This window comes from Stenotrophomonas maltophilia group sp. msm4, assembly GCF_032025605.1.
GTDB classification, from domain to species: Bacteria; Pseudomonadota; Gammaproteobacteria; order Xanthomonadales; family Xanthomonadaceae; genus Stenotrophomonas; species Stenotrophomonas sepilia.
This window is the reverse complement of record NZ_JAVSKK010000001.1, coordinates 888,164-906,458: the sequence shown is the minus strand read 5'-3', so window position 1 is coordinate 906,458 and position 18,295 is coordinate 888,164. Positions and strand designations below refer to the sequence as shown.

Sequence of the window (18,295 nt, the reverse complement as noted above, 5' to 3'; positions counted from 1 at the left end):
GCGACGCCACCGGGGGGCCGGCGGCGTACTGATCACGCCTTGGCCTGCTCCATCAGCGCCACGAAACGGTCGAACAGCGGACCGACGTCGTGCGGGCCCGGCGATGCTTCCGGGTGGCCCTGGAACGAGAACGCCGGCACGTCGGTGCGGGCGACGCCCTGGTTGGTGCCGTCGAACAGCGAACGGTGGGTCACGCGCAGGGTCGGCGGCAGGGTTGCTTCATCGATCGCGAAACCGTGGTTCTGCGAGGTGATCATCACCCGGCCGCTGTCCAGGTCCTGCACCGGGTGGTTGGCACCGTGGTGGCCGTGGCCCATCTTCATGGTCTGCGCGCCCGAGGCCAGGCCGAGCAGCTGGTGGCCCAGGCAGATGCCGAAGGTCGGGACCTTCACGTCGATGAAGGTCTTGATCGCTTCGATGGCGTAGTCGCACGGCTCCGGGTCACCTGGGCCGTTGGACAGGAACACGCCGTCCGGCTTCAGTGCCAGCACCTCGGCGGCCGGGGTCTGCGCCGGCACCACGGTCACTTCGCAGCCGCGCTCGGCCAGCATGCGCAGGATGTTGGTCTTCACGCCGAAGTCGTAGGCCACGACCTTGAACCGGGCCGGCACGCTGACGAAGGCGTTGGCATCCAGGTCCAGCTGGCCCTCGGTCCAGGTGTAGGTCTTCTCGGTAGTGACGACCTTGGCCAGATCCATGCCCTTCAGCCCCGGGAACTTGCGGGCGGCTTCCAGTGCCTTTTCCACGTCGATGTCGCCGGCCATCAGCGCACCGTTCTGCGCGCCCTTCTCGCGCAGGATGCGGGTCAGCTTCCGGGTGTCGATGCCGGCGATGGCGACCACGCCACGCTGGATCAACCAGTCCTGCAGCGACACCTGGCTGCGCCAGTTGCTGGGACGGCGCGGAACGTCGCGCACGATCAGGCCGGCCGACCACACCTTGGACGCTTCGTCGTCCTGGTCGGTCATGCCGGTGTTGCCGATATGCGGATAGGTCAGCGTGACCATCTGCCGGGCGTAGGACGGGTCGGTCAACACTTCCTGATAGCCGGTCATGGCGGTGTTGAACACCACTTCACCGACGGACAGGCCGGGCGCGCCTACGGATTCGCCCTCGAATACGGTGCCGTCTTCGAGGACGAGGATTGCGGCTTGGGTCACGGGAATCTCACTTTGGCTACCGAGGGGGCTGCCGAAGTCACGCCTGCGCTTCACGGAAATCCGGTTGCAAAAAAGCGCGGACGTACGGTCTGGGACCGGTCCGGCTTTCGTGATTCGGCGAGTGCGAATTGTAGCGCTGCCGGGGCGCTCGCGCCAGCGGTTATCGCGCTTCATGAACAGGCGATTGCGCATTCATTTCGATCCGGCCGGGTATGCGGCACCCGCCACCCGGTAGTGCCGGCCGCTGGCCGGCAACCCCATTGGCTCCCGTCACCCAAGGTTGCCGGCCAGCGGCCGGCACTACCGCCTTACGCCAGCAGGTCCCGCACCCGGTAGCTGCCCGGGGCCCGGCCCTGCAGCTGGCGGGCGGCGAACAGGGCGCCGCGGGCGAAGATGTCGCGGTTGGTGGCCCGGTGTACCAGCTCGATGCGCTCGCCCAGCCCGGTGAACTGCACCAGGTGCTCGCCGACGATGTCGCCGGCGCGCAGGCTGGCGTAATGCGGTTCCGCCCCACCCCGCTGGGCGGCCGCGCCCAGGGTCAGTGCAGTGCCCGATGGCGCGTCCTTCTTCTGGGTGTGGTGCAATTCGACGATGTCGCAGTCCCAGCCGGCCAGCGCCTGCGCCGCGCGCTCCACCAGTTCGTCCAGTACGGCCACGCCCAGGCTGAAGTTCGAGGCCCATACCAGCGGGATCTTCGCCGCTGCCGCATCCAACGCCTGGCGCTGCGTGCTGGAAATGCCGGTGGTACCCGACACCAGTCCTGCCCCGCGATCCACGCACAGCGCCAGCAGCGGGTCGAAGCCCTCCGGCAGGCTGAAGTCAATGGCCACGTCGAACACCGGCGCACCGGGCAGTTCGCTGGCCGCGAAGAACGGCACGCCGTCGACTACGCGCTGGGCCGGCGCGCGACCGGTCACGGCGGCCACGATCTGCAGGGTTTCGGAATGTTCGGCGGCCAGCCGCAGCAGGGCTTGGCCCATGCGCCCGGAGGCACCGTGAATGAGCAATCGCAGGGGAGTCTGGTTCATGCCTGCAGGCTAGCGGCAGCACGCCCGCTCCGGCAAGCGCCATCGCTGCGATGCTGCTTGCCCCTGCGGTGACGGGTTTGCCACTGGACGCGGCAACGCTCCCCTTCAAGTCTGTGGCCCTTCCCTCAGCCCGGGCAAAACCCATGAAATCCTCGACCGTCTTCAGCAAATGCGCCAGGAAGACCGGTTATGCCGGGACGTCGACCACGCGCTACCGCTTGCTGGATGCCGCCCTGCTTGTCGTTAATCACCAGCGCGCCAGCGAAAGCCGGGGCTTCTATGTGAATGCTGGACTCTACTTTCCAGAGCTGCTCGCGTATCCCCTCGCACCTGACGATCTTGAAACGGCTTTCCGGTACCGCTCCAGCATTCCCACGCCCCATGTCGACTGGCGGATCGAAGAAACGCCAGGCCTGCGCCGGACCTTCATCCAGCAGGACCTTGAAGATCTGCTGGAGGCCGGCAACCGCGACGCGTTGAAGGCCCTGCTGCTCGATGCCCTGGCCGACGTGGCGGGTTTCGCAGCAGCCCATGGAAACCGCGAATCGGTGCGGCGATTGAATCAGGACGGGAACTTCCGCGCGATCATCCGCAGAGAGGTCTGAACCCTGGAAAGCGTGCGGGTCGAAAGTTCGCACCCTCCGGACAGCCGCGGTCGAGCATGGCTGGACGCTACTTCTTGGTCGGCCCGCAGCTGTCGCACCCCCCACAGGCACCGCCACCACCGCTGGCCGGCGGCGCGATCTTCCGCCCCAGCGCCTGCAGCCAGGCCGCGCGACCCGGCTTCAGCAGGGCCAGCGCCAAGGCCCCGCGCAGCGTGCGCACGGTACCCGGGAACTGCTTCTTCAGTACCACCCAGGCACTGACCAGCACGGCCACCGCGATGATCAGGTACTGGATCAGCAGCCCGGTATCCATCAGCCGCCTCCCAGCGCCTTGGTCACCTGATAGGTAATCAGCGCGGCCACGTAAGCCGCGGCAAACAGGTAGAACGCGGCAAAGCCCATCTGCTTCCACGAGTTGGTCTCGCGTTTGATGGTCGCCAGCGTCGAGATGCACATCGGGGCGTAGATGTACCAGACCAGCAGCGACAGGGCCGTGGCCAGCGACCAGCCATCGCTGATCAACGGGGTCAGCGCCTGGCTGGCGGCATCGTCATCGGCGGCCGACAGCGCATACACGGTGGCCAGCGAAGATACCGCCACCTCACGCGCGGCCAGGCCCGGGATCAGCGCGATGCAGATCTGCCAGTTGAAGCCCAGCGGTGCGAAGAACACCGCCATCGCATGGCCGATCCGGCCGGCGTAGCTGTAGTCGATGGCCGGCATCGTGGCATCGGCCGGGGCCGCCGGGAACGACAGCAGCACCCACAGCAGGATGGTCAGCGCCAGGATGATGCCGCCGACACGCTTGAGGAAGATCATGCCGCGCTCATACAGGCCCACCGCCAGGTCACGCACATGGGGCAGGCGGTACGACGGCAGCTCCAGCATCAGCGGATGCTCGCTCTTGTCGCGGCGCCACTTCTTCATGATCCACGACATCGCCAGCGCACTGAGGATGCCGGCGGCGTACAGGCCGAACAGGACCAGGCCCTGCTGGTTGAATACCCCCCACACCGTCTTCTGCGGAATGAATGCACCGATCAGCAGGGCGTACACCGGCAGGCGCGCCGAGCAGGTCATCAGCGGTGCGACCAGGATGGTGGCCAGGCGGTCACGCGGGTCCTGGATGCTGCGCGTGGACATGATGCCCGGCACCGCGCAGGCGAAGCTGGACAGCAGCGGGATGAATGAGCGGCCGGACAGGCCGGCGGCGGCCATCATGCGGTCGAGCAGGAACGCCGCACGTGGCAGGTAGCCGGATTCCTCCAGCACCAGGATGAAGAAGAACAGGATCAGGATCTGCGGTAGGAACACCACCACGCCACCGACGCCGGCGATGATGCCGTCGGTCAGCAGGCTGGCCAGGGGGCCCTCCGGCAACACGCTGCCAACGAGAGCACCGAGCCAGGCGAAGCCAGCCTCGATGCCATCCATCAACGGCGTCGCCCAGGCGTACACCGCCTGGAAGATCAGGAACATCACCACTGCAAGGCTGATCAGCCCGAACACCGGGTGCAGCAGCCAGCGGTCCAGCGCGTCGTCGATCTTCGCGGTCCGCGCCGGCATCCGCACGGCGACCGACAGGATCTCGCGCACCTTGCCGTGGTAATCGATGCCACCTTCCGGACCCGGCACCGGCGCATCCAGGTGCGGCACCATCGCATCGAGGCGCTCGACCAGGGCCTTGGCACCCTGCTTGCGCACCGCCACGGTCTCCACCACCGGTACGCCCAGCTCGCGCTCCAGCGCGGCCACGTCCACCTGGATGCCACGGCGCTGGGCCGCATCGACCATGTTCAGGGCGACCACCATCGGCTTGCCCAGCTCACGCAGCTCCAGCGCGAAGCGCAGGTGCAGGCGCAGGTTGGTGGCGTCGATCACGCACAGCAGCACGTCCGGCGCAGCTTCGCCCGGGTAGAAGCCCCGGCACAGGTCACGGGTAATCGCCTCGTCCAGGCTGGCCGGATGCAGGCTGTAGGCGCCCGGCAGGTCGAGCACGGCGAATTCGCGGCCGGACGGCGCACGCAGGCGGCCTTCCTTGCGCTCGACGGTGACGCCGGTGTAGTTGGCGACCTTCTGCCGGCTGCCGGTCAGCTGGTTGAACAGCGCGGTCTTGCCGCTGTTGGGGTTGCCGACCAGCGCGATGCGCAGCGGTGAGGCGGAGACAATGGCGGTCATGCGCGTCGTTCCTGACTGACGGCGTCGACCACGACGCGCTTGGCTTCACTGATCCGCAGCGCGAACCGGGTGAACCCGACCTGCACCAGCAGCGGCTCGCCCCCCACCGGGCCCTTGGCCACCAAGCGTACTTCCTCGCCATTCACGAAACCCAGCTCGCGCAGGCGGCGGGCAATGGCATCGTTGGCATGCAGGTCCTGCACGGACTCGACCACGGCCGAGGTGTGCAGCGGCAGTTCGGACAGCGTCATCTAGCGTGTTCTCTGCTGGATGTAAATGGTTCTCGATTCTAACATTCCCGCGTCGCGTCATGGCCCATGACCAATGGCCCGCTATGATCCATACAGGTATGGAGTGACCCTGGAATCCCATGAACGATGCTTTGCAGATCGAGCGCCGTGGCGCTGTCCTCACCCTCTGGCTGAACCGGCCGGAGCTGCACAACGCCTTTGACGCCAGCCTGATCGCCCGGCTGACTGCCGCACTGGAAGCCGCCGGCGGCGATGATTCGGTCCGGGCCGTGGTGGTCGCCGGTCACGGCGCTTCCTTCTCGGCCGGTGCCGACATGCAGTGGATGCGTGGCATGGCCGCGGCCAGCGAGGCCGACAACCGCGAGGACTCGCTTGCCCTGGCGCGGCTGATGCGCACCCTGGACGAGCTGCCCAAGCCGACCCTGGCCCGGGTCCACGGCGCGGCCTTCGGTGGCGGCGTCGGCCTGGTTGCCTGCTGCGACATTGCCATCGCCAGCACCGCGGCCCGCTTCGGCCTGACCGAAAGCCGCCTGGGCCTGCTGCCCGCCGTCATCTCGCCCTACGTGATCGAGGCCATCGGCCCGCGCCAGGCCCGTCGCTGGTTCGCCACCGGCGAGCACTTCGATGCCGACACCGCGCTGCGCATCGGCCTGGTCCATCAACTGGTCGAACCCGAGCGCCTGGACGAGGCGCTGGAACGCCAGCTGGCCCTGCTCGACAAGGCCGGCCCGATCGCCTCGTCCACCGCCAAGCAGCTGGTGCGGCAGGTCCGCGACAGCCATGACCGCGACGCACTGGATCGCGATAATGCGGCCCTGATCGCGCGCCTGCGGGTCTCCGCCGAGGGCCAGGAAGGCCTGGGCGCCTTCCTCGACAAGCGCGCCCCCCACTGGGTCACGGAAGCCTGAACATGCTCGATCATCTTGGTTTGACCAGCGCCGACCTGGCGCGCAGCAGGACCTTCTTCCTGCAGGCACTGGCGCCGCTGCAGATCGGCGTGGTGATGGAAGTGACCGCCGAACAGACCGGCGACCACGACCACGTCGGCTTCGGCAGCGACGGCAAGCCGTTCTTCTGGCTCGGCAATGGCGGCACCGCCAGTCACGGCGTACACGTGGCCTTCGCCTGCGCCAGCCGTGCGCAGGTGGATGCCTTCCATGCCGCCGCGCTCGCCGCCGGCGGCCGCGACAACGGCGCGCCGGGCCTGCGCCCGTGGTATCACCCGGATTACTACGCGGCCTTCGTGCTCGACCCGGACGGCAACAACATCGAAGCGGTCTGCCACCGCCCCGCCGATGGGGCAGCCGCATGAGCGATTACGTCCGCATCGTCGAGGTCGGCCCGCGTGACGGCCTGCAGAACGAAAAGCAGTCGGTGTCCACCGCCGACAAGATCGAACTGATCAACCGCCTGTCGGCCACCGGCCTGCGCAGCATCGAGGCGACCAGCTTCGTCGGCCCGAAGTGGATCCCGCAACTGGCCGACGCCGCCGAGGTCTATGCCGGCATCCAGCGCAGGCCGGGTGTCCACTACCCGGTGCTGGTACCGAACGAACAGGGCTACGACCGCGCCCGTGCGGTCGGCGTCGAGGAGGTGGCGGTGTTCACTGCCGCGTCCGAGGCGTTCAACCGCACCAATACCAATGCCGGCATCGACGAGTCGCTCGCCCGGTTCGAGCCCATCCTGCGCCGCGCCGCCGCCGATGGCGTGCGCGTGCGCGGCTACGTCTCCACCGTGCTCGGCTGCCCCTACCAGGGCGAGGTGCCGCTGGCCGACGTGGTGCGCGTGGCGCGCGCGCTGCACCAGATGGGCTGTTACGAAATCTCGCTGGGCGACACCATCGGCGTCGGCACCCCGCGCAAGGCACGGGCGATGCTGCAGGCGGTGGCGGCCGAGATTCCGATGACGGCACTGGCCGTGCACTTCCACGACACCTACGGCCAGGCCATCGCCAACATCGCCACCTGCCTGGAAGAAGGCGTGCGCGTGGTCGACAGTGCCGTCTCCGGCGCCGGTGGCTGCCCGTATGCGAAGGGCGCCAGCGGCAATGTGGCCAGCGAAGACGTGGTCTACCTGCTGCAGGGCCTGGGCCTGGACAGCGGCGTGGACCTGCCGGCACTGGCCGAGACCGGCCGCTGGCTGGCCGGCCTGCTCGGTCGCGCCACCGCCAGCCGCACCGGGCAGGCGCTGGCCGCCGCAGGTTGACCGCCGCACTGCGCCGCCCTGCTGCGGCGGCGCAGTGCACAACAGCGACGGTCGCGGCTTCCGTTAGAATCGGCGGTTCTCGAACCTGCAGGACCGTTCAATGCAGCTGTCTTCCGTACGTGCCGTGATCACTGGTGGCGTCTCCGGCCTCGGCCTGGCCGTGGCCCAGCACCTCGTCGCCCAGGGCGGCAAGGTGGCCCTGTTCGATCTCAACGACGACAAGGGTGCGACCGCCGTTGCCGGGCTGGGTGCCGACAACGCCCGCTATTTCAACGTCAACGTCAGCGATGAGGCCGCCGTGGCTGCGGCCATCGACCAGGCCCACGATTTCCTCGGCGGCCTGAACGTGGCAATGAACTGCGCCGGCATCCTCGGCGCCGGCCGCGTGCTGGGCAAGGACGGCCCGATGCCGCTGGCCGGCTTCCAGGGCACGGTGATGGTCAATCTGGTCGGCAGCTTCAATGTCGCCAAGGCCGCGGCCAACCGCATGCAGCACAACGAGGCCGGCATCGATGGCGAGCGCGGGGTGATCATCAACACCGCCAGCATCGCCGCCTATGAAGGCCAGATCGGCCAGGCCGCCTATGCCGCCAGCAAGGGCGGCGTGGTGTCGATGACGCTGCCGATGGCACGCGAACTGTCGCGCTTCGGGATCCGCGTCAATACCATCGCCCCGGGCGTGTTCTGGACGCCGATGGTCGATGGCATGCCCGAAGCCGTGCAGCAGTCGCTGGCTGCCTCGATCCCGTTCCCGTCGCGCCTGGGCAAGCCGGAAGACTTCGCCAGCCTGGTCGGCTTCATCCTTGGCAACACCTACCTCAACGGCGAGACCATCCGCCTGGACGGCGCTACCCGCCTCGCTCCGAAGTGATTCCCCCGGGCGCCGGGACGGCGCCCTCCCCCAACGACCTAGATCACCATGAAAGCCAACGACATCAAGAAGGGCAACGTCGTCGAGTATAACAACGGCGTGTACCAGATCCGCGACATCGAGCGCAGCTCGCCGCAGGGTCGCGGCGGCAACGTCCGCTTCCGCTTCATCATGTACAGCGTGCCGGGCGGCAACAAGCTCGACGCCAGCTTCGATGCCGACGACAACCTGGTCGAGGTCGAACTGCTGCGCCGCCAGTCCACCTATTCGTACAAGGACGGCGATGCCTTCGTGTTCCTCGATGACGAGGACTACACCCCGTACACCCTGGACGCGGACGTGATCGGCGACGACGCCGGTTACATCACCGACGGCCTGACCGGCATCTACGTGCAGGTGATCGACGAGCAGCCGGTGGCGATCCAGCTGCCGGCCTCCGTGGTGCTGGAAGTGATCGAGACGCCGCCGGAACTGAAGGGTGGCACCGCCACCAAGCGCCCGAAGCCGGCCAAGCTCAACACCGGCATCGAGATCATGGTGCCGGAGTACATCGTCAACGGCGAGCGCGTGCTGGTGAACACCGCCACCGGCGAATTCGCCGGCCGTGCCGACTAAGCACCCTGCGCCGATCGTCTGCCGATCGCTGCCTGCGGCAAGTTCGCCGCAGGCAGCAAGCGGCGCATCGCTGACAGCAGTTGTGTAGAGCCGAGCCCGCGCTCGGCTGCGGTGGGTTGGACAGGTGCTGCAGCCGAGCGTGGGCTCGGCTCTACAGGAAACTTACGGCTGTTTCGCACCGAAGTTGCCGCAGCCATGGTACTGGCGGGTACCGACAGTCAGCATCGCCTTGGCCTCGAATGCCTCGCCGCTCATGTCATCCTGGCAGGTGGTGCGCTGGAAGCTGAGCTTGACGTCGGTGCCGTCGGACGCCTTGCCGCTCCATCCATCAGCGCCCTGGGTGGGCCTGGCCACGTCAAAGCGGCGCTCGCCGTAGTCAACTTCCACCTGCAGGCCCGGCATATCGCCATCGACGACTGCTAGCCATCCAGGTTCATTGCCGGTGGCACGGAACGCGGCATTGCCGGCGCTGCCATCGCCTTCGGTGGCTTCCACCGCATGGCACTCGCGATCCGGCTCGCCCTTCAGGCTCAGCAGGCCATCATCGCTGCCCTTGGTCCAGAAGCTGTTGCCAAGGCCATCGCTGTACTTGGCGCCGGATGCCGCGCGCTCGGAGGTCATGGCGAAGCGACGCTCGCCGATCACCAGCGTGGCAGCATCCTCGCCATTGAAGGTCGCGCCCACACTCAGATCACCACACTGGTAGGCGGTCTCGCTGCCACCTTCCGTGTTGGCGCTCGGCTGCAGCGTGGCAGGCGAGGCGTCATTGCTGCCCGCCGCGGGTGCCTGGGCCGGCTGGCACGCGGCCAGAACCAACCCCAGGGACGCTGCCAACAGACTGGGAACTACACGCATGGCTCGACTCCTTGTCGACACTACAGGAATGCTCGACCCTACCACCTCGCGGTGAGCGGGGCCTGAAAACGGCCTGACCGCACTCATGCGGCCAGCACCGCCATCGACAGCAGCTGCGCGCCACTGCCGCCGGAACTGCAGGTCCAGACCCGCAACAGGCGCAGCTTCAGTTCGCGCTCGCGGCCCTGCTGCCAGACCGACATCCGCACGTTGCTGGACAGCAGTGCCAGCCGACCACACAGCAGCGTTTCAACGGCGTGCAGCTGCAGGCCTCGCACCTGCAGGCTACCCGCCAACCAATCACCCAGCCACGGCAGATCGAGCATGCGGCCACCGTGGCCGTCCATCATGAACAAGGCTGGCGATACCAGCGCGTTCAACGCATTGTGATTGTTCTCCAGCAGCGCTGCGCACAGGCGCTGCTCCAGCGCCAACAACTGCTGCTCATGCAGATCTTCAACGATGTTCCGTTCCATCCACGGTTCCTCCCGGCATCGGCCGGCGCCTGCGCAGGCGCTGCGCGATCCACTGCCGCGCGCCCTGCACCACTACATAGAAGACCGGCACGAAGAACACCGCCAGCACGGTCGCACTGACCATGCCGCCGAACACACCGGTTCCAATCGCCTGCTGGGTTTCCTTCGACGCGCCCTGCGCCAGCATCAGCGGCACCACGCCCAGCGCGAACGCCAGCGAGGTCATCACGATCGGGCGCAGGCGCAGCCGCGCCGCCTCCAGCGCTGCTTCAACCAGACCGCGCCCCTGCTGCTGCAGCTGGCGCGCGAATTCGACGATGAGGATCGCGTTCTTCGCCGACAGCCCGATCACGGTGATCATGCCGACCTTGAAGAACACGTCGTTGGGCATGCCGCGCAACAGCACCGCGGCGACCGCGCCAAGCAGGCCCAGTGGCACCACCAGCACCACCGCCAACGGAATCGACCAGCTCTCGTACAGCGCGGCAAGCACCAGGAAGACCACCAGCATCGACAACAACAGCAGCCACGGCGCCTGCGCCCCCGACTCACGCTCCTGCAGCGACTGGCTGGTCCACTGCAGGGCAAAACCGGACGGCAGCTTTTCGGCCAACCGCTCCATCTCCGCCATGGCCTGGCCGGTCGACACGCCAGAGGCCGGGGCGCCGGACAGGTTCAGCGCCGGGAAGCCAAGATAGCGCTGAAGCTGCAACGGCGCTTCGGTCCAGTGCGGGGTGACCAGCTCGGACAACGCCACCATGCCGCCCTCGCTGTTGCGCACGTACAGCTTCAGCACGTCTTCCAGCTCCATCCGGTGCGGCGCATCGGCCTGCAGGATCACCTGCTGCAGCCGTCCCTTGTTGGGGAAGTCGTTGACGTACTGCGAGCCCATGGCTGCCGACAGCGTGCTGCTGATCTGCTCGAAGCCCACGCCCATTGCCTCGGCCTTGGCCCGGTCGATGTCCAGCCGCACGCTGGTGCCGGCCGGCAGGCCATCGGCATGCACCTCCGACAGCAGCGGGCTGGCTTCGGCCAGCTTCAGCAGCTGCTGCAGGGCCGCGCGCAGTTCGGCCTGGCCCTGCCCGGTGCGCGCCTGCAGCGCCAGCGAGAAGCCGGACGAACGTCCCAGGCTGTCGATGGCCGGCGGCATCACGCTCATCACCTCGCCCTCGGCAATCGTGGCCATCGCCTGCTGCGCGGCCTCCACCTCACCGGCCGCGGTTGCGCCTGCGCGCTCACCCCAGTCCTTCAGCATGGTGTAGGTCAGCGCCGCACTCGGGCCGGAACCGGAAAAGCTGTAGCCGAGGATCGACTGGTTGGAGCCGATGCCCGGACGCGAGGCCACGTGCCGTTCGTAGGCTTCGACCACGGCCAGCGTACGCTCGGCCGTCGCCTCGGCCGGCAGCTGGATCGAGGTCATGAAATAGCCCTGGTCTTCTTCCGGCAGGAATGCGCCCGGCAGCCAGTGCAGGCCCAGCAGCAACGCCGCCACCAGTGCGGCGAACACGCCCATCACCCGCCCGCTCCGCTGCAGCACCGTCGCCACACCACGCTGGTAACGCCCGGTCATCCGCTCGAAGCCTTGGTTGAAGGCGCCGAACAGCCCGCCGCGACCGTGATGGCCGTGGTTGGCCTGGCGCAGCAGGGTCGCGCACAGCGCCGGCGTCAGGCTCAGGGCCAGCAGCGCCGAGAACAGGATCGACACCGCCATCGCCACGGTGAACTGACGGTAGATCGCGCCCACCGAACCGCTGGCGAACGCCATCGGGATGAACACCGCGGTCAGCACCAGGGTAATGCCGATCACTGCGCCGGTCAGTTCACGCATCGCCTTGATGGTGGCCTCGCGCGGCGGCAGGCCCTCCTCGGCCATGATCCGCTCCACGCCCTCGACCACCACGATCGCGTCGTCGACGATGATGCCGATGGCCAGCACCATGCCGAACATGGTCAGCACGTTGATCGAGAAGCCCAGCGCCAGCATCACCGCGAACGTACCCAGCAGCGCGATCGGTGCGACCAGCGCCGGGATCAGCGTGTAACGCCAGTTCTGCAGGAACAGGTACATCACCGCGAACACCAGCAGCATCGCCTCCAGCAGGGTCTGCACTACCTTCTGGATCGAGATCTTCACGAACGGCGCGGTGTCGAACGGGATGCTCGCTTCCACCCCGCGCGGCAGCAGCGGCGCCAGCTCAGCCACGCGCTCACGCACCGCCGCAGCGGTACGCACCGCGTTCGCGCCCGGGCGCAGCTGCACGCCGGCGGCGGTGGCTGGATGGCCGTCCTCGCGGGTGCCCCAGGCATAGCTCTGCGCGCCCAGCTCGACGCGGGCGACATCACCCAGCACCACCCGTGAACCGTCGGCGCCGGCACGCAGTACGATCGCCGCGAACTGTTCCGGCGTGGACAACTGGCCGTCGGCACTGAGCGGCACGGTGATGCGCTGGCCTGGAACACCCGGCGAATCACCAATGCGTCCTGGCGAAATCTCCAGGTTCTGCTGTTCGATGGCGGTTGCCACATCGCCCATGGTCAGGCCGTAGCCGGTCAACCGGGTCGGGTCCAGCCACACGCGCATCGCCTGCTCGGCACCGAACAACTGCACGCGGCCGACGCCATCGATACGGCGCAGCTCTTCGATGATGTTGCGCGCCATGAAATCGCCCAGCGCGGCCTCGCTGACGCTGGCATCGGGCGAACGCAGGCCGACCAGCATCAGGAAGCCGGAATCAGCGGCCTCCACGAACAGGCCGTTCTGGCGCACGCTGCGCGGCAGCCGCGGTTCGATCGCCTTGATCCGGTTCTGCACGTCCACCTGCGCCAGCTCCGGATTGGTGCCGGGCTTGAAGGTGGCAGTGATCGACGCTTCGCCGGACGTGTCCACCGACGACTCGAAGTACAGCAGGTGCTTGACGCTGGACAGCTCGCGCTCGATCAGGCCAACCACGGCATCATTCAGCGTCTGCGGGCTGGCACCCGGGTAGCTGGCATAGATGCTGACGCTGGGCGGGGCGACTGCTGGATAGCGCTCCACCGCCAGCCGCGGGATCGCCAGCACGCCGGCCAGGATGATGAAGATCGCCAGCACCCAGGCGAACACCGGGCGATCGATGAAGAAACGTGCCATGTTGGATTTCCCTGGAGGGACCGGCCCCGGAAAGGCTCAGCCCTTGCTGCCGGCCTGCACTGCACCGGCGCTGGCGACCGGCATCTGCCAGTCGCGCGCATCGACCACCACACCTTCCTGCAGGCGCTCCTGGCCCTCGACCACCACCTTCTCGCCGGCCTTCAGGCCCGTGCGCACCAGCCACTGGCGATCGACACTGCCGTCCACTTCCAGCGTGCGGATCACCGCCTTGCCGTCCGCGCCGATCACCCAGGCATAGGCCTGGCCACCGGCGCTGCGCAGCACCGCCTGCTGTGGCACGGTCAATGCACTGGCCGGCGCGCCACGTGGCACCCTCGCGCGCACGTACATGCCGGGCAGCAGCTGCCGCTGCGGGTTGTCGACCAGGATGCGCAGGATGACATCACCGGTTCGCGCATCGACATTGATGCCGGAGAACAGCAGCTGGCCGCGTTCGGGCAGTGGCTTGCCGCTGGCACCGATGATCGTCACCGGCAGCTCGCCGCCACCGGCGGCACTGCGCTGCAGAGACTCCAGCTGCGCCGCCGGTTGGCGCACATCGACGTAGACCTGGTCGATCTGCTGCACCACCGCCATCGGCTCGGCATCGGCCACGCCGACCAGCGCACCTTCGGTCACCAGCGCCTGGTCGATACGGCCGGCAATCGGCGCACTGACCGTCGCATAGCGCAGGTCGAGCTGGCGACGGGCCAGGATCGCGCGCGCCTCGTTCACCGCGGCACGGGCCTGTTCGTACTCGGCACTGGCATCGTCGCGATGCTGCTGGCTGACGGCCTGTGCGGCGGCCAGTGCATGCAGGCGCTGCGACTGCACGCGGCTGCGGCCCAGCGCCGCTTCGCTGCGCTGAAGGGCTGCCAGTGCCGAATCAACATCTGCACGGAACGCCGCCGGATCGATCTGGAACAGGGCCTGGCCGGCGCTCACTTCGGCCCCCTGGTCGAACAGGCGGCGCTGCACGATGCCGCTCACCTGGGCACGGATCTGTGCGGTGCGCACGGCAGCCACGCGGCCGGGCAGTTCGTCATCGCGCTGTACCACCTGCGGGCCGACGGTGACCACGCTGACACGCGGTGCGGCTTCGGGAGTGGCTTCGGGGGTTGAGCAGGCCGTCATGGCCAGGGCGAGGGCCGCGATCAACGCGACCGGAGTCCTGAAGGTTCTCATTGCTGTGCACAATGCCGCGCAGGCGGCGGATAGGTTCTGAAGCGCGCAGTGTGCGTGGCAATGATGGGGTTTCGATGGAGGAACTGTGGAGATACGATGGAGGCAAGCACCTTACGGCCCCGCCCCTGCATGCATGCCTCCCCCGCCCTCGCCGCCCTGGTCCTGATCGTCGAGGATGAGGCCGAGATCGCCGATATTCTCAGCGCCTACCTGGAACGGGAAGGACTGCGCACGCTGCGCGCGGCCGATGGCCATAGCGCACTGGACCTGCATCGCAGCGCCCGTCCTGACCTGGTCCTGCTCGATGTACAGCTGCCACGCCTGGATGGCTGGAGCGTGCTGACCCAGCTGCGCCAGCGTGGTGAGACGCCGGTGATCATGCTGACCGCGCTGGACCAGGACCTGGACAAGCTGACCGCGCTGCGCATGGGTGCCGACGACTACGTGGTCAAGCCGTTCAACCCGGCCGAGGTGGCGGCGCGCGTGCGCGCGGTGCTGCGGCGTACGCTGCGCGCCTCGCGCGTGGACGCGCCCACTGCGCTGCGCGTCGGCCCGCTGCTGATCGACTCGGCCACCCACGCCGTGCACGTGGAGGGCGAAGGCTATAGTCACGAAGTGCTGCTCACGCTCACCGAGTTCAAGCTGCTGCACTGCATGGCGCTGGCACCGACCCGCATCTTCAGCCGCAGCGAGCTGATGCACGAATGCCTGCCGGAAAGCGAAGCGCTGGAGCGCACTGTCGACAGCCATGTCAGCAAGCTGCGCCGCAAGCTGGACGAAGTGGGCATGGTCAATGTTCCGGCCAGTGTGCGCGGCGTCGGCTACCGGTTGATGGCTGACCGCTGATGGCCCGACTGCGCCGTTCCGGGCTCAGCCGCCACATCATCGTCTCGATGTCGCTGATGGTGATCGGCGTCATCGTGATGATGATCCTGTCGTCGTGGCTGCTGTACGCGGTGCTGGTCGAGTTCTTCCCCGGAAGTACCGAAGAGCCGGAAAGCTGGCTGCCGACCGGGCCGGAGCTGGCATGGATGGTGGGCGTGATCCTGACCGGCCTGGCGCTGGCCATCGCCGCCTCGTTCCGCCTCGCCCACCGCATCCTGTCGCCGTTGAATTCGCTGGTGGACAGCGTGCGTGCGCTCGCCAGCGGTGACCTTGGGGCGCGCGCCAGCGTCGAGGAGAATTCTCCGGGCGAAGTGGCAACCCTGGTTGAGGACTTCAATGCGATGGCGCGCCGCCTGCAGCACATGGAGAGCGAGCGCGCGATGTGGCATGCGGCCATCGCACATGAGCTGCGTACTCCGGTGACGATCCTGCGCGGCCGCCTGCAGGGACTGGCCGAGGGCGTGTTCCAGCCGGACGAGTCGCAGTTCCGCAGCCTGCTCGCCCAGGTCGAAGGGCTGTCGCGACTGATCGAAGATCTGCGCGTGCTGAGCCTGTCCGACAATGCGCGGCTGGACGTGCGTCGCGCACGCACCGACGTGGTGGCCGAGGTGCATTCGGTGATGACGCTGGTCGACCCGCAGTTCCGCGCTGCGGGCTTCGTGCTGGAACTGGAAACCAGCCGCGAGGAACACAACGCGCACTGTGATCCCACGCGCCTGCGCCAGGCGCTGCTGGCGCTGCTGGAAAACGCGCGTCGCTATGCCAGCCCAGGCAAGGTGCGGATCGCCGTGCATGACACGCCGGGCCATGTGCAGGTGGCCATCGAGGATGAAGGCCCGGGCATCGATCCCGGACTGCATGCCGACATCTTCACTCCGTTCATGCGCGCCGACGGCTCACGTTCGCGCCAGGGCGGTGGCAGCGGGCTCGGCCTGGCGGTGGTCAAGGCCATCGCCGATGCACATGGTGGCCATGCTTACTGCACGCCCGGCAGCTGCGGCGGCAGCCGTTTCGTCATCGAACTGCCGCGCCAGTAGCCGGACCAGCGGCCTGCGTGCGCAGGTGTGCTCCCAGCGCGGCCAGATTGGCGTCGATCGCATCCATTTCCTCACGCTGCTGCGCCGGCAACTGCTGGCGAAGCTGCACACGCAATGCCTGCCATGCCGGTACCGCGTGCGCACTGGCAGTGGCCACGGCCGCAGACAGCAGTACCTGCTCGTCGCCCAGCGGCAACCCATAGCCGCCGTCCTGCAGCAGCGTCCCCGGGCGCAACCACTGCCCACTCTGCGCCAGCAGGCCGCGCAGGCTGCGGGTTTCCGCGCTGTTGGCAGCAGCCAGCAGCTGCCGCTTGAGCACATCGCGTGCCCGCAGCTCGGCACGCCGCTGTGCGGCCTGTTCCAGCAACAGCAGGCCGGCACTGGCGCGCAGGTCGCCCTTCAGCAGCCACGGTGCCCGTTGTTCTGCCGGCAGCTTCAACCAGCCGCGCACATCGCGCGCGGGCAAGCTCAGCTGGGTCGCTGCCACTGTGAACAACTGCTGATAGTGGTCGCGCGCGGAAGCGAAGTAATAGCCCTGTGCCTGCGCGGCGTTGCGGTCCGTGAGTACCCGCTCGTCGAGCATGCCCAGCCGCGCCAGCCGGCGCTTGAGACCACGCGGACTCAGCTGGGCCAGCCCGGCCTCGCCCAGCCGCGGCACTCCGGCCTGCAGCAGCTTGGCGGTCTCCACCGCACAGTTGTTGCTGACGAAGTAATAGCGCCCGTCATAGCTCCAGTGCACCTGGGCGGTGCGCTCGAGCAGGCTGGCGATCTCATCGCGCTGCAGCCGCAATGGCAGCGACTGCAGGCCGCGCAGTTCGACCTTGGTGTACTCGTCCACCACCTGCTGCAGCGGCAGCACGAACAGCCGCGACGGGTAGCCGCCGGTCAAGCCGCGCCAGTTGGATATCTGCACGTCGCCCACGAACGCGCGGAAGGACAGCACGCGGTGGTGTTCGAGATCCAGCCTGCAGTCCGGCCCCGGTGCGCGCCCGGGCCTGCAGATCACCAATCGCAGCATGCTGTGGCCCCAGCGGCTCATCGGCTGCGCGCTGCCTTCGGCGAACAGGTAATCCACGGCGTAGACACGCGCGGGGTCGAGCTGCAGCAGCGATGCCGCCCCCTCTTCCGATTCGGCCTGCAGCAAGGGCAACGCGGTCGCGCAGTGCGACTGCGGCAGCGATGGCGGGGTTCCGAAATGGGCCTGGTACCACCGCGCCAGTGCCGGGCGCCGGCAGGCGAACTCGCTGTCGAGCACGAAATGCTCGGCGTTCACTGCCAGGTACTCGGCCGGGTCCTTCAGTTCATACGCATCGGGGCTGCGGTCACGGAAGTCGTTGTCGCCACGGCCGAGATGCCAGGGCTTGCGCTGCCAACCCGCGAGGTCACGCCATCGCATGCTCTGCGACCAGTTCGCACCGCCACGGTCGGCGACGTGCGTCAGTTCGTGTACCAGCGCGCTGCGGCGTGCGCGCCGGGCGCCCGGCGCACTGTCGCCCAGCAGACTCCGGCGCAACGCGATACGGCCAGCGAAGGTGCGGCCATGCACATCGGCCGGCAGGTCATCCGTCCAGCGCACCCGTACCTGCGCCGGCAACGCAGCCAGCAGGCCGTCCGGCAATAGTGACTGCACGTCGGCCAGGGTCTGGCTGGCGAGCCGCTGCTGCGCCGGATCGAGACCGGACGGATCAAGCTGCAGGCGATCAGCTGCAGACGCGACGTGGGCGGTCAGCAGTAGAGCCACGCCAAGCGTGGCGGCGTTCCGTGCAGATGTCATGGAATTGCCGGCCAGCGGCCGGCACTACCCGAAGGCCGGA

Annotated in this window: 18 protein-coding genes; 8 read left to right on the top strand and 10 right to left on the bottom strand. The window is 67.9% G+C overall.

What is annotated here, in order from left to right:
* Positions 1-32: 32 nt before the first annotated feature.
* Positions 33-1,160, bottom strand: coding sequence for a glutamine-hydrolyzing carbamoyl-phosphate synthase small subunit (gene carA / locus ROV93_RS04300; RefSeq protein ID WP_072168996.1), 1,128 nt, complete (start codon positions 1,158-1,160; stop codon positions 33-35).
* Positions 1,161-1,468: 308 nt separating this feature from the next.
* Positions 1,469-2,188 carry a 4-hydroxy-tetrahydrodipicolinate reductase gene (dapB, locus tag ROV93_RS04295; protein ID WP_072168997.1) on the bottom strand — a complete coding sequence of 240 codons (720 nt, stop codon included), beginning with the start codon at positions 2,186-2,188 and terminating at the stop codon, positions 1,469-1,471.
* Positions 2,189-2,331: 143 nt separating this feature from the next.
* On the opposite strand from dapB, the gene ROV93_RS04290 reads away from it, so the two are divergent.
* Positions 2,332-2,793, top strand: a complete 462-nt coding sequence (locus tag ROV93_RS04290) for a DUF4304 domain-containing protein (protein WP_072168998.1) — start codon at positions 2,332-2,334, stop codon at positions 2,791-2,793.
* A gap of 67 nt (positions 2,794-2,860) precedes the next feature.
* Here the strand turns inward: ROV93_RS04290 and ROV93_RS04285 are convergent, their stop codons facing one another.
* Genes ROV93_RS04285 through ROV93_RS04275 form a run of 3 tightly spaced genes read right to left on the bottom strand, consistent with a single transcriptional unit; the run spans position 2,861 to position 5,222 of the window.
* The gene (locus ROV93_RS04285; RefSeq protein WP_065177612.1) at positions 2,861-3,106 is read right to left on the bottom strand and encodes a DUF6587 family protein; all 246 of its coding nucleotides are present in this window, start codon (positions 3,104-3,106) and stop codon (positions 2,861-2,863) included.
* Positions 3,106-4,971, bottom strand: coding sequence for a ferrous iron transporter B (locus ROV93_RS04280; protein ID WP_072168999.1), 1,866 nt, complete (start codon positions 4,969-4,971; stop codon positions 3,106-3,108). The genes ROV93_RS04285 and ROV93_RS04280 overlap by 1 nt, the downstream gene beginning before the upstream one ends.
* Positions 4,968-5,222, bottom strand: a complete 255-nt coding sequence (locus ROV93_RS04275; protein ID WP_049464336.1) for a FeoA family protein — start codon at positions 5,220-5,222, stop codon at positions 4,968-4,970. Before ROV93_RS04275 ends, ROV93_RS04280 begins: the two co-directional genes overlap by 4 nt.
* 119 nt (positions 5,223-5,341) lie before the next feature.
* Between ROV93_RS04275 and ROV93_RS04270 the strand changes: the two genes are divergently transcribed.
* The 5 genes from ROV93_RS04270 to yeiP all read left to right on the top strand — a co-directional run bounded on the left by ROV93_RS04270 (position 5,342) and on the right by yeiP (position 8,913).
* Positions 5,342-6,130 (top strand): enoyl-CoA hydratase/isomerase family protein, encoded by a 789-nt coding sequence (locus ROV93_RS04270; RefSeq protein ID WP_061479265.1) that lies wholly within the window; start codon positions 5,342-5,344, stop codon positions 6,128-6,130.
* Positions 6,131-6,132: 2 nt separating this feature from the next.
* Positions 6,133-6,534 carry a VOC family protein gene (locus ROV93_RS04265; protein ID WP_072169000.1) on the top strand — a complete coding sequence of 134 codons (402 nt, stop codon included), beginning with the start codon at positions 6,133-6,135 and terminating at the stop codon, positions 6,532-6,534.
* Positions 6,531-7,427 carry a hydroxymethylglutaryl-CoA lyase gene (locus tag ROV93_RS04260; protein WP_312538589.1) on the top strand — a complete coding sequence of 299 codons (897 nt, stop codon included), beginning with the start codon at positions 6,531-6,533 and terminating at the stop codon, positions 7,425-7,427. The genes ROV93_RS04265 and ROV93_RS04260 overlap by 4 nt, the downstream gene beginning before the upstream one ends.
* A 100-nt stretch (positions 7,428-7,527) precedes the next feature.
* A complete protein-coding gene (locus ROV93_RS04255; protein ID WP_065196763.1) occupies positions 7,528-8,298 on the top strand; it encodes an SDR family oxidoreductase in 771 nt (256 codons plus the stop codon).
* Between the two features lie 48 nt (positions 8,299-8,346).
* Positions 8,347-8,913 carry an elongation factor P-like protein YeiP gene (gene yeiP / locus ROV93_RS04250; RefSeq protein WP_005409468.1) on the top strand — a complete coding sequence of 189 codons (567 nt, stop codon included), beginning with the start codon at positions 8,347-8,349 and terminating at the stop codon, positions 8,911-8,913.
* 162 nt (positions 8,914-9,075) lie between these two features.
* Here the strand turns inward: yeiP and ROV93_RS04245 are convergent, their stop codons facing one another.
* From ROV93_RS04245 to ROV93_RS04230, 4 genes are all read right to left on the bottom strand, one after another.
* The gene (locus tag ROV93_RS04245) at positions 9,076-9,768 is read right to left on the bottom strand and encodes an MliC family protein (RefSeq protein WP_072169001.1); all 693 of its coding nucleotides are present in this window, start codon (positions 9,766-9,768) and stop codon (positions 9,076-9,078) included.
* 83 nt (positions 9,769-9,851) lie between these two features.
* Positions 9,852-10,244 carry a nuclear transport factor 2 family protein gene (locus ROV93_RS04240; RefSeq protein ID WP_072169002.1) on the bottom strand — a complete coding sequence of 131 codons (393 nt, stop codon included), beginning with the start codon at positions 10,242-10,244 and terminating at the stop codon, positions 9,852-9,854.
* On the bottom strand, positions 10,225-13,374 hold the full coding sequence (locus ROV93_RS04235; RefSeq protein WP_312538586.1) for a multidrug efflux RND transporter permease subunit: 3,150 nt from the start codon (positions 13,372-13,374) through the stop codon (positions 10,225-10,227). The genes ROV93_RS04240 and ROV93_RS04235 overlap by 20 nt, the downstream gene beginning before the upstream one ends.
* Positions 13,375-13,410: 36 nt before the next feature.
* A complete protein-coding gene (locus tag ROV93_RS04230; RefSeq protein WP_072169004.1) occupies positions 13,411-14,559 on the bottom strand; it encodes an efflux RND transporter periplasmic adaptor subunit in 1,149 nt (382 codons plus the stop codon).
* 129 nt (positions 14,560-14,688) lie between these two features.
* Between ROV93_RS04230 and ROV93_RS04225 the strand changes: the two genes are divergently transcribed.
* Positions 14,689-15,405 (top strand): response regulator, encoded by a 717-nt coding sequence (locus ROV93_RS04225; RefSeq protein WP_005416361.1) that lies wholly within the window; start codon positions 14,689-14,691, stop codon positions 15,403-15,405.
* Positions 15,405-16,481, top strand: coding sequence for an ATP-binding protein (locus tag ROV93_RS04220; RefSeq protein WP_072169005.1), 1,077 nt, complete (start codon positions 15,405-15,407; stop codon positions 16,479-16,481). The genes ROV93_RS04225 and ROV93_RS04220 overlap by 1 nt, the downstream gene beginning before the upstream one ends.
* Here ROV93_RS04220 and ROV93_RS04215 read toward each other — a convergent pair.
* Positions 16,459-18,255, bottom strand: coding sequence for a DUF4105 domain-containing protein (locus tag ROV93_RS04215; protein ID WP_072169006.1), 1,797 nt, complete (start codon positions 18,253-18,255; stop codon positions 16,459-16,461). The genes ROV93_RS04220 and ROV93_RS04215 overlap by 23 nt on opposite strands.
* Positions 18,256-18,295: the final 40 nt, after the last annotated feature.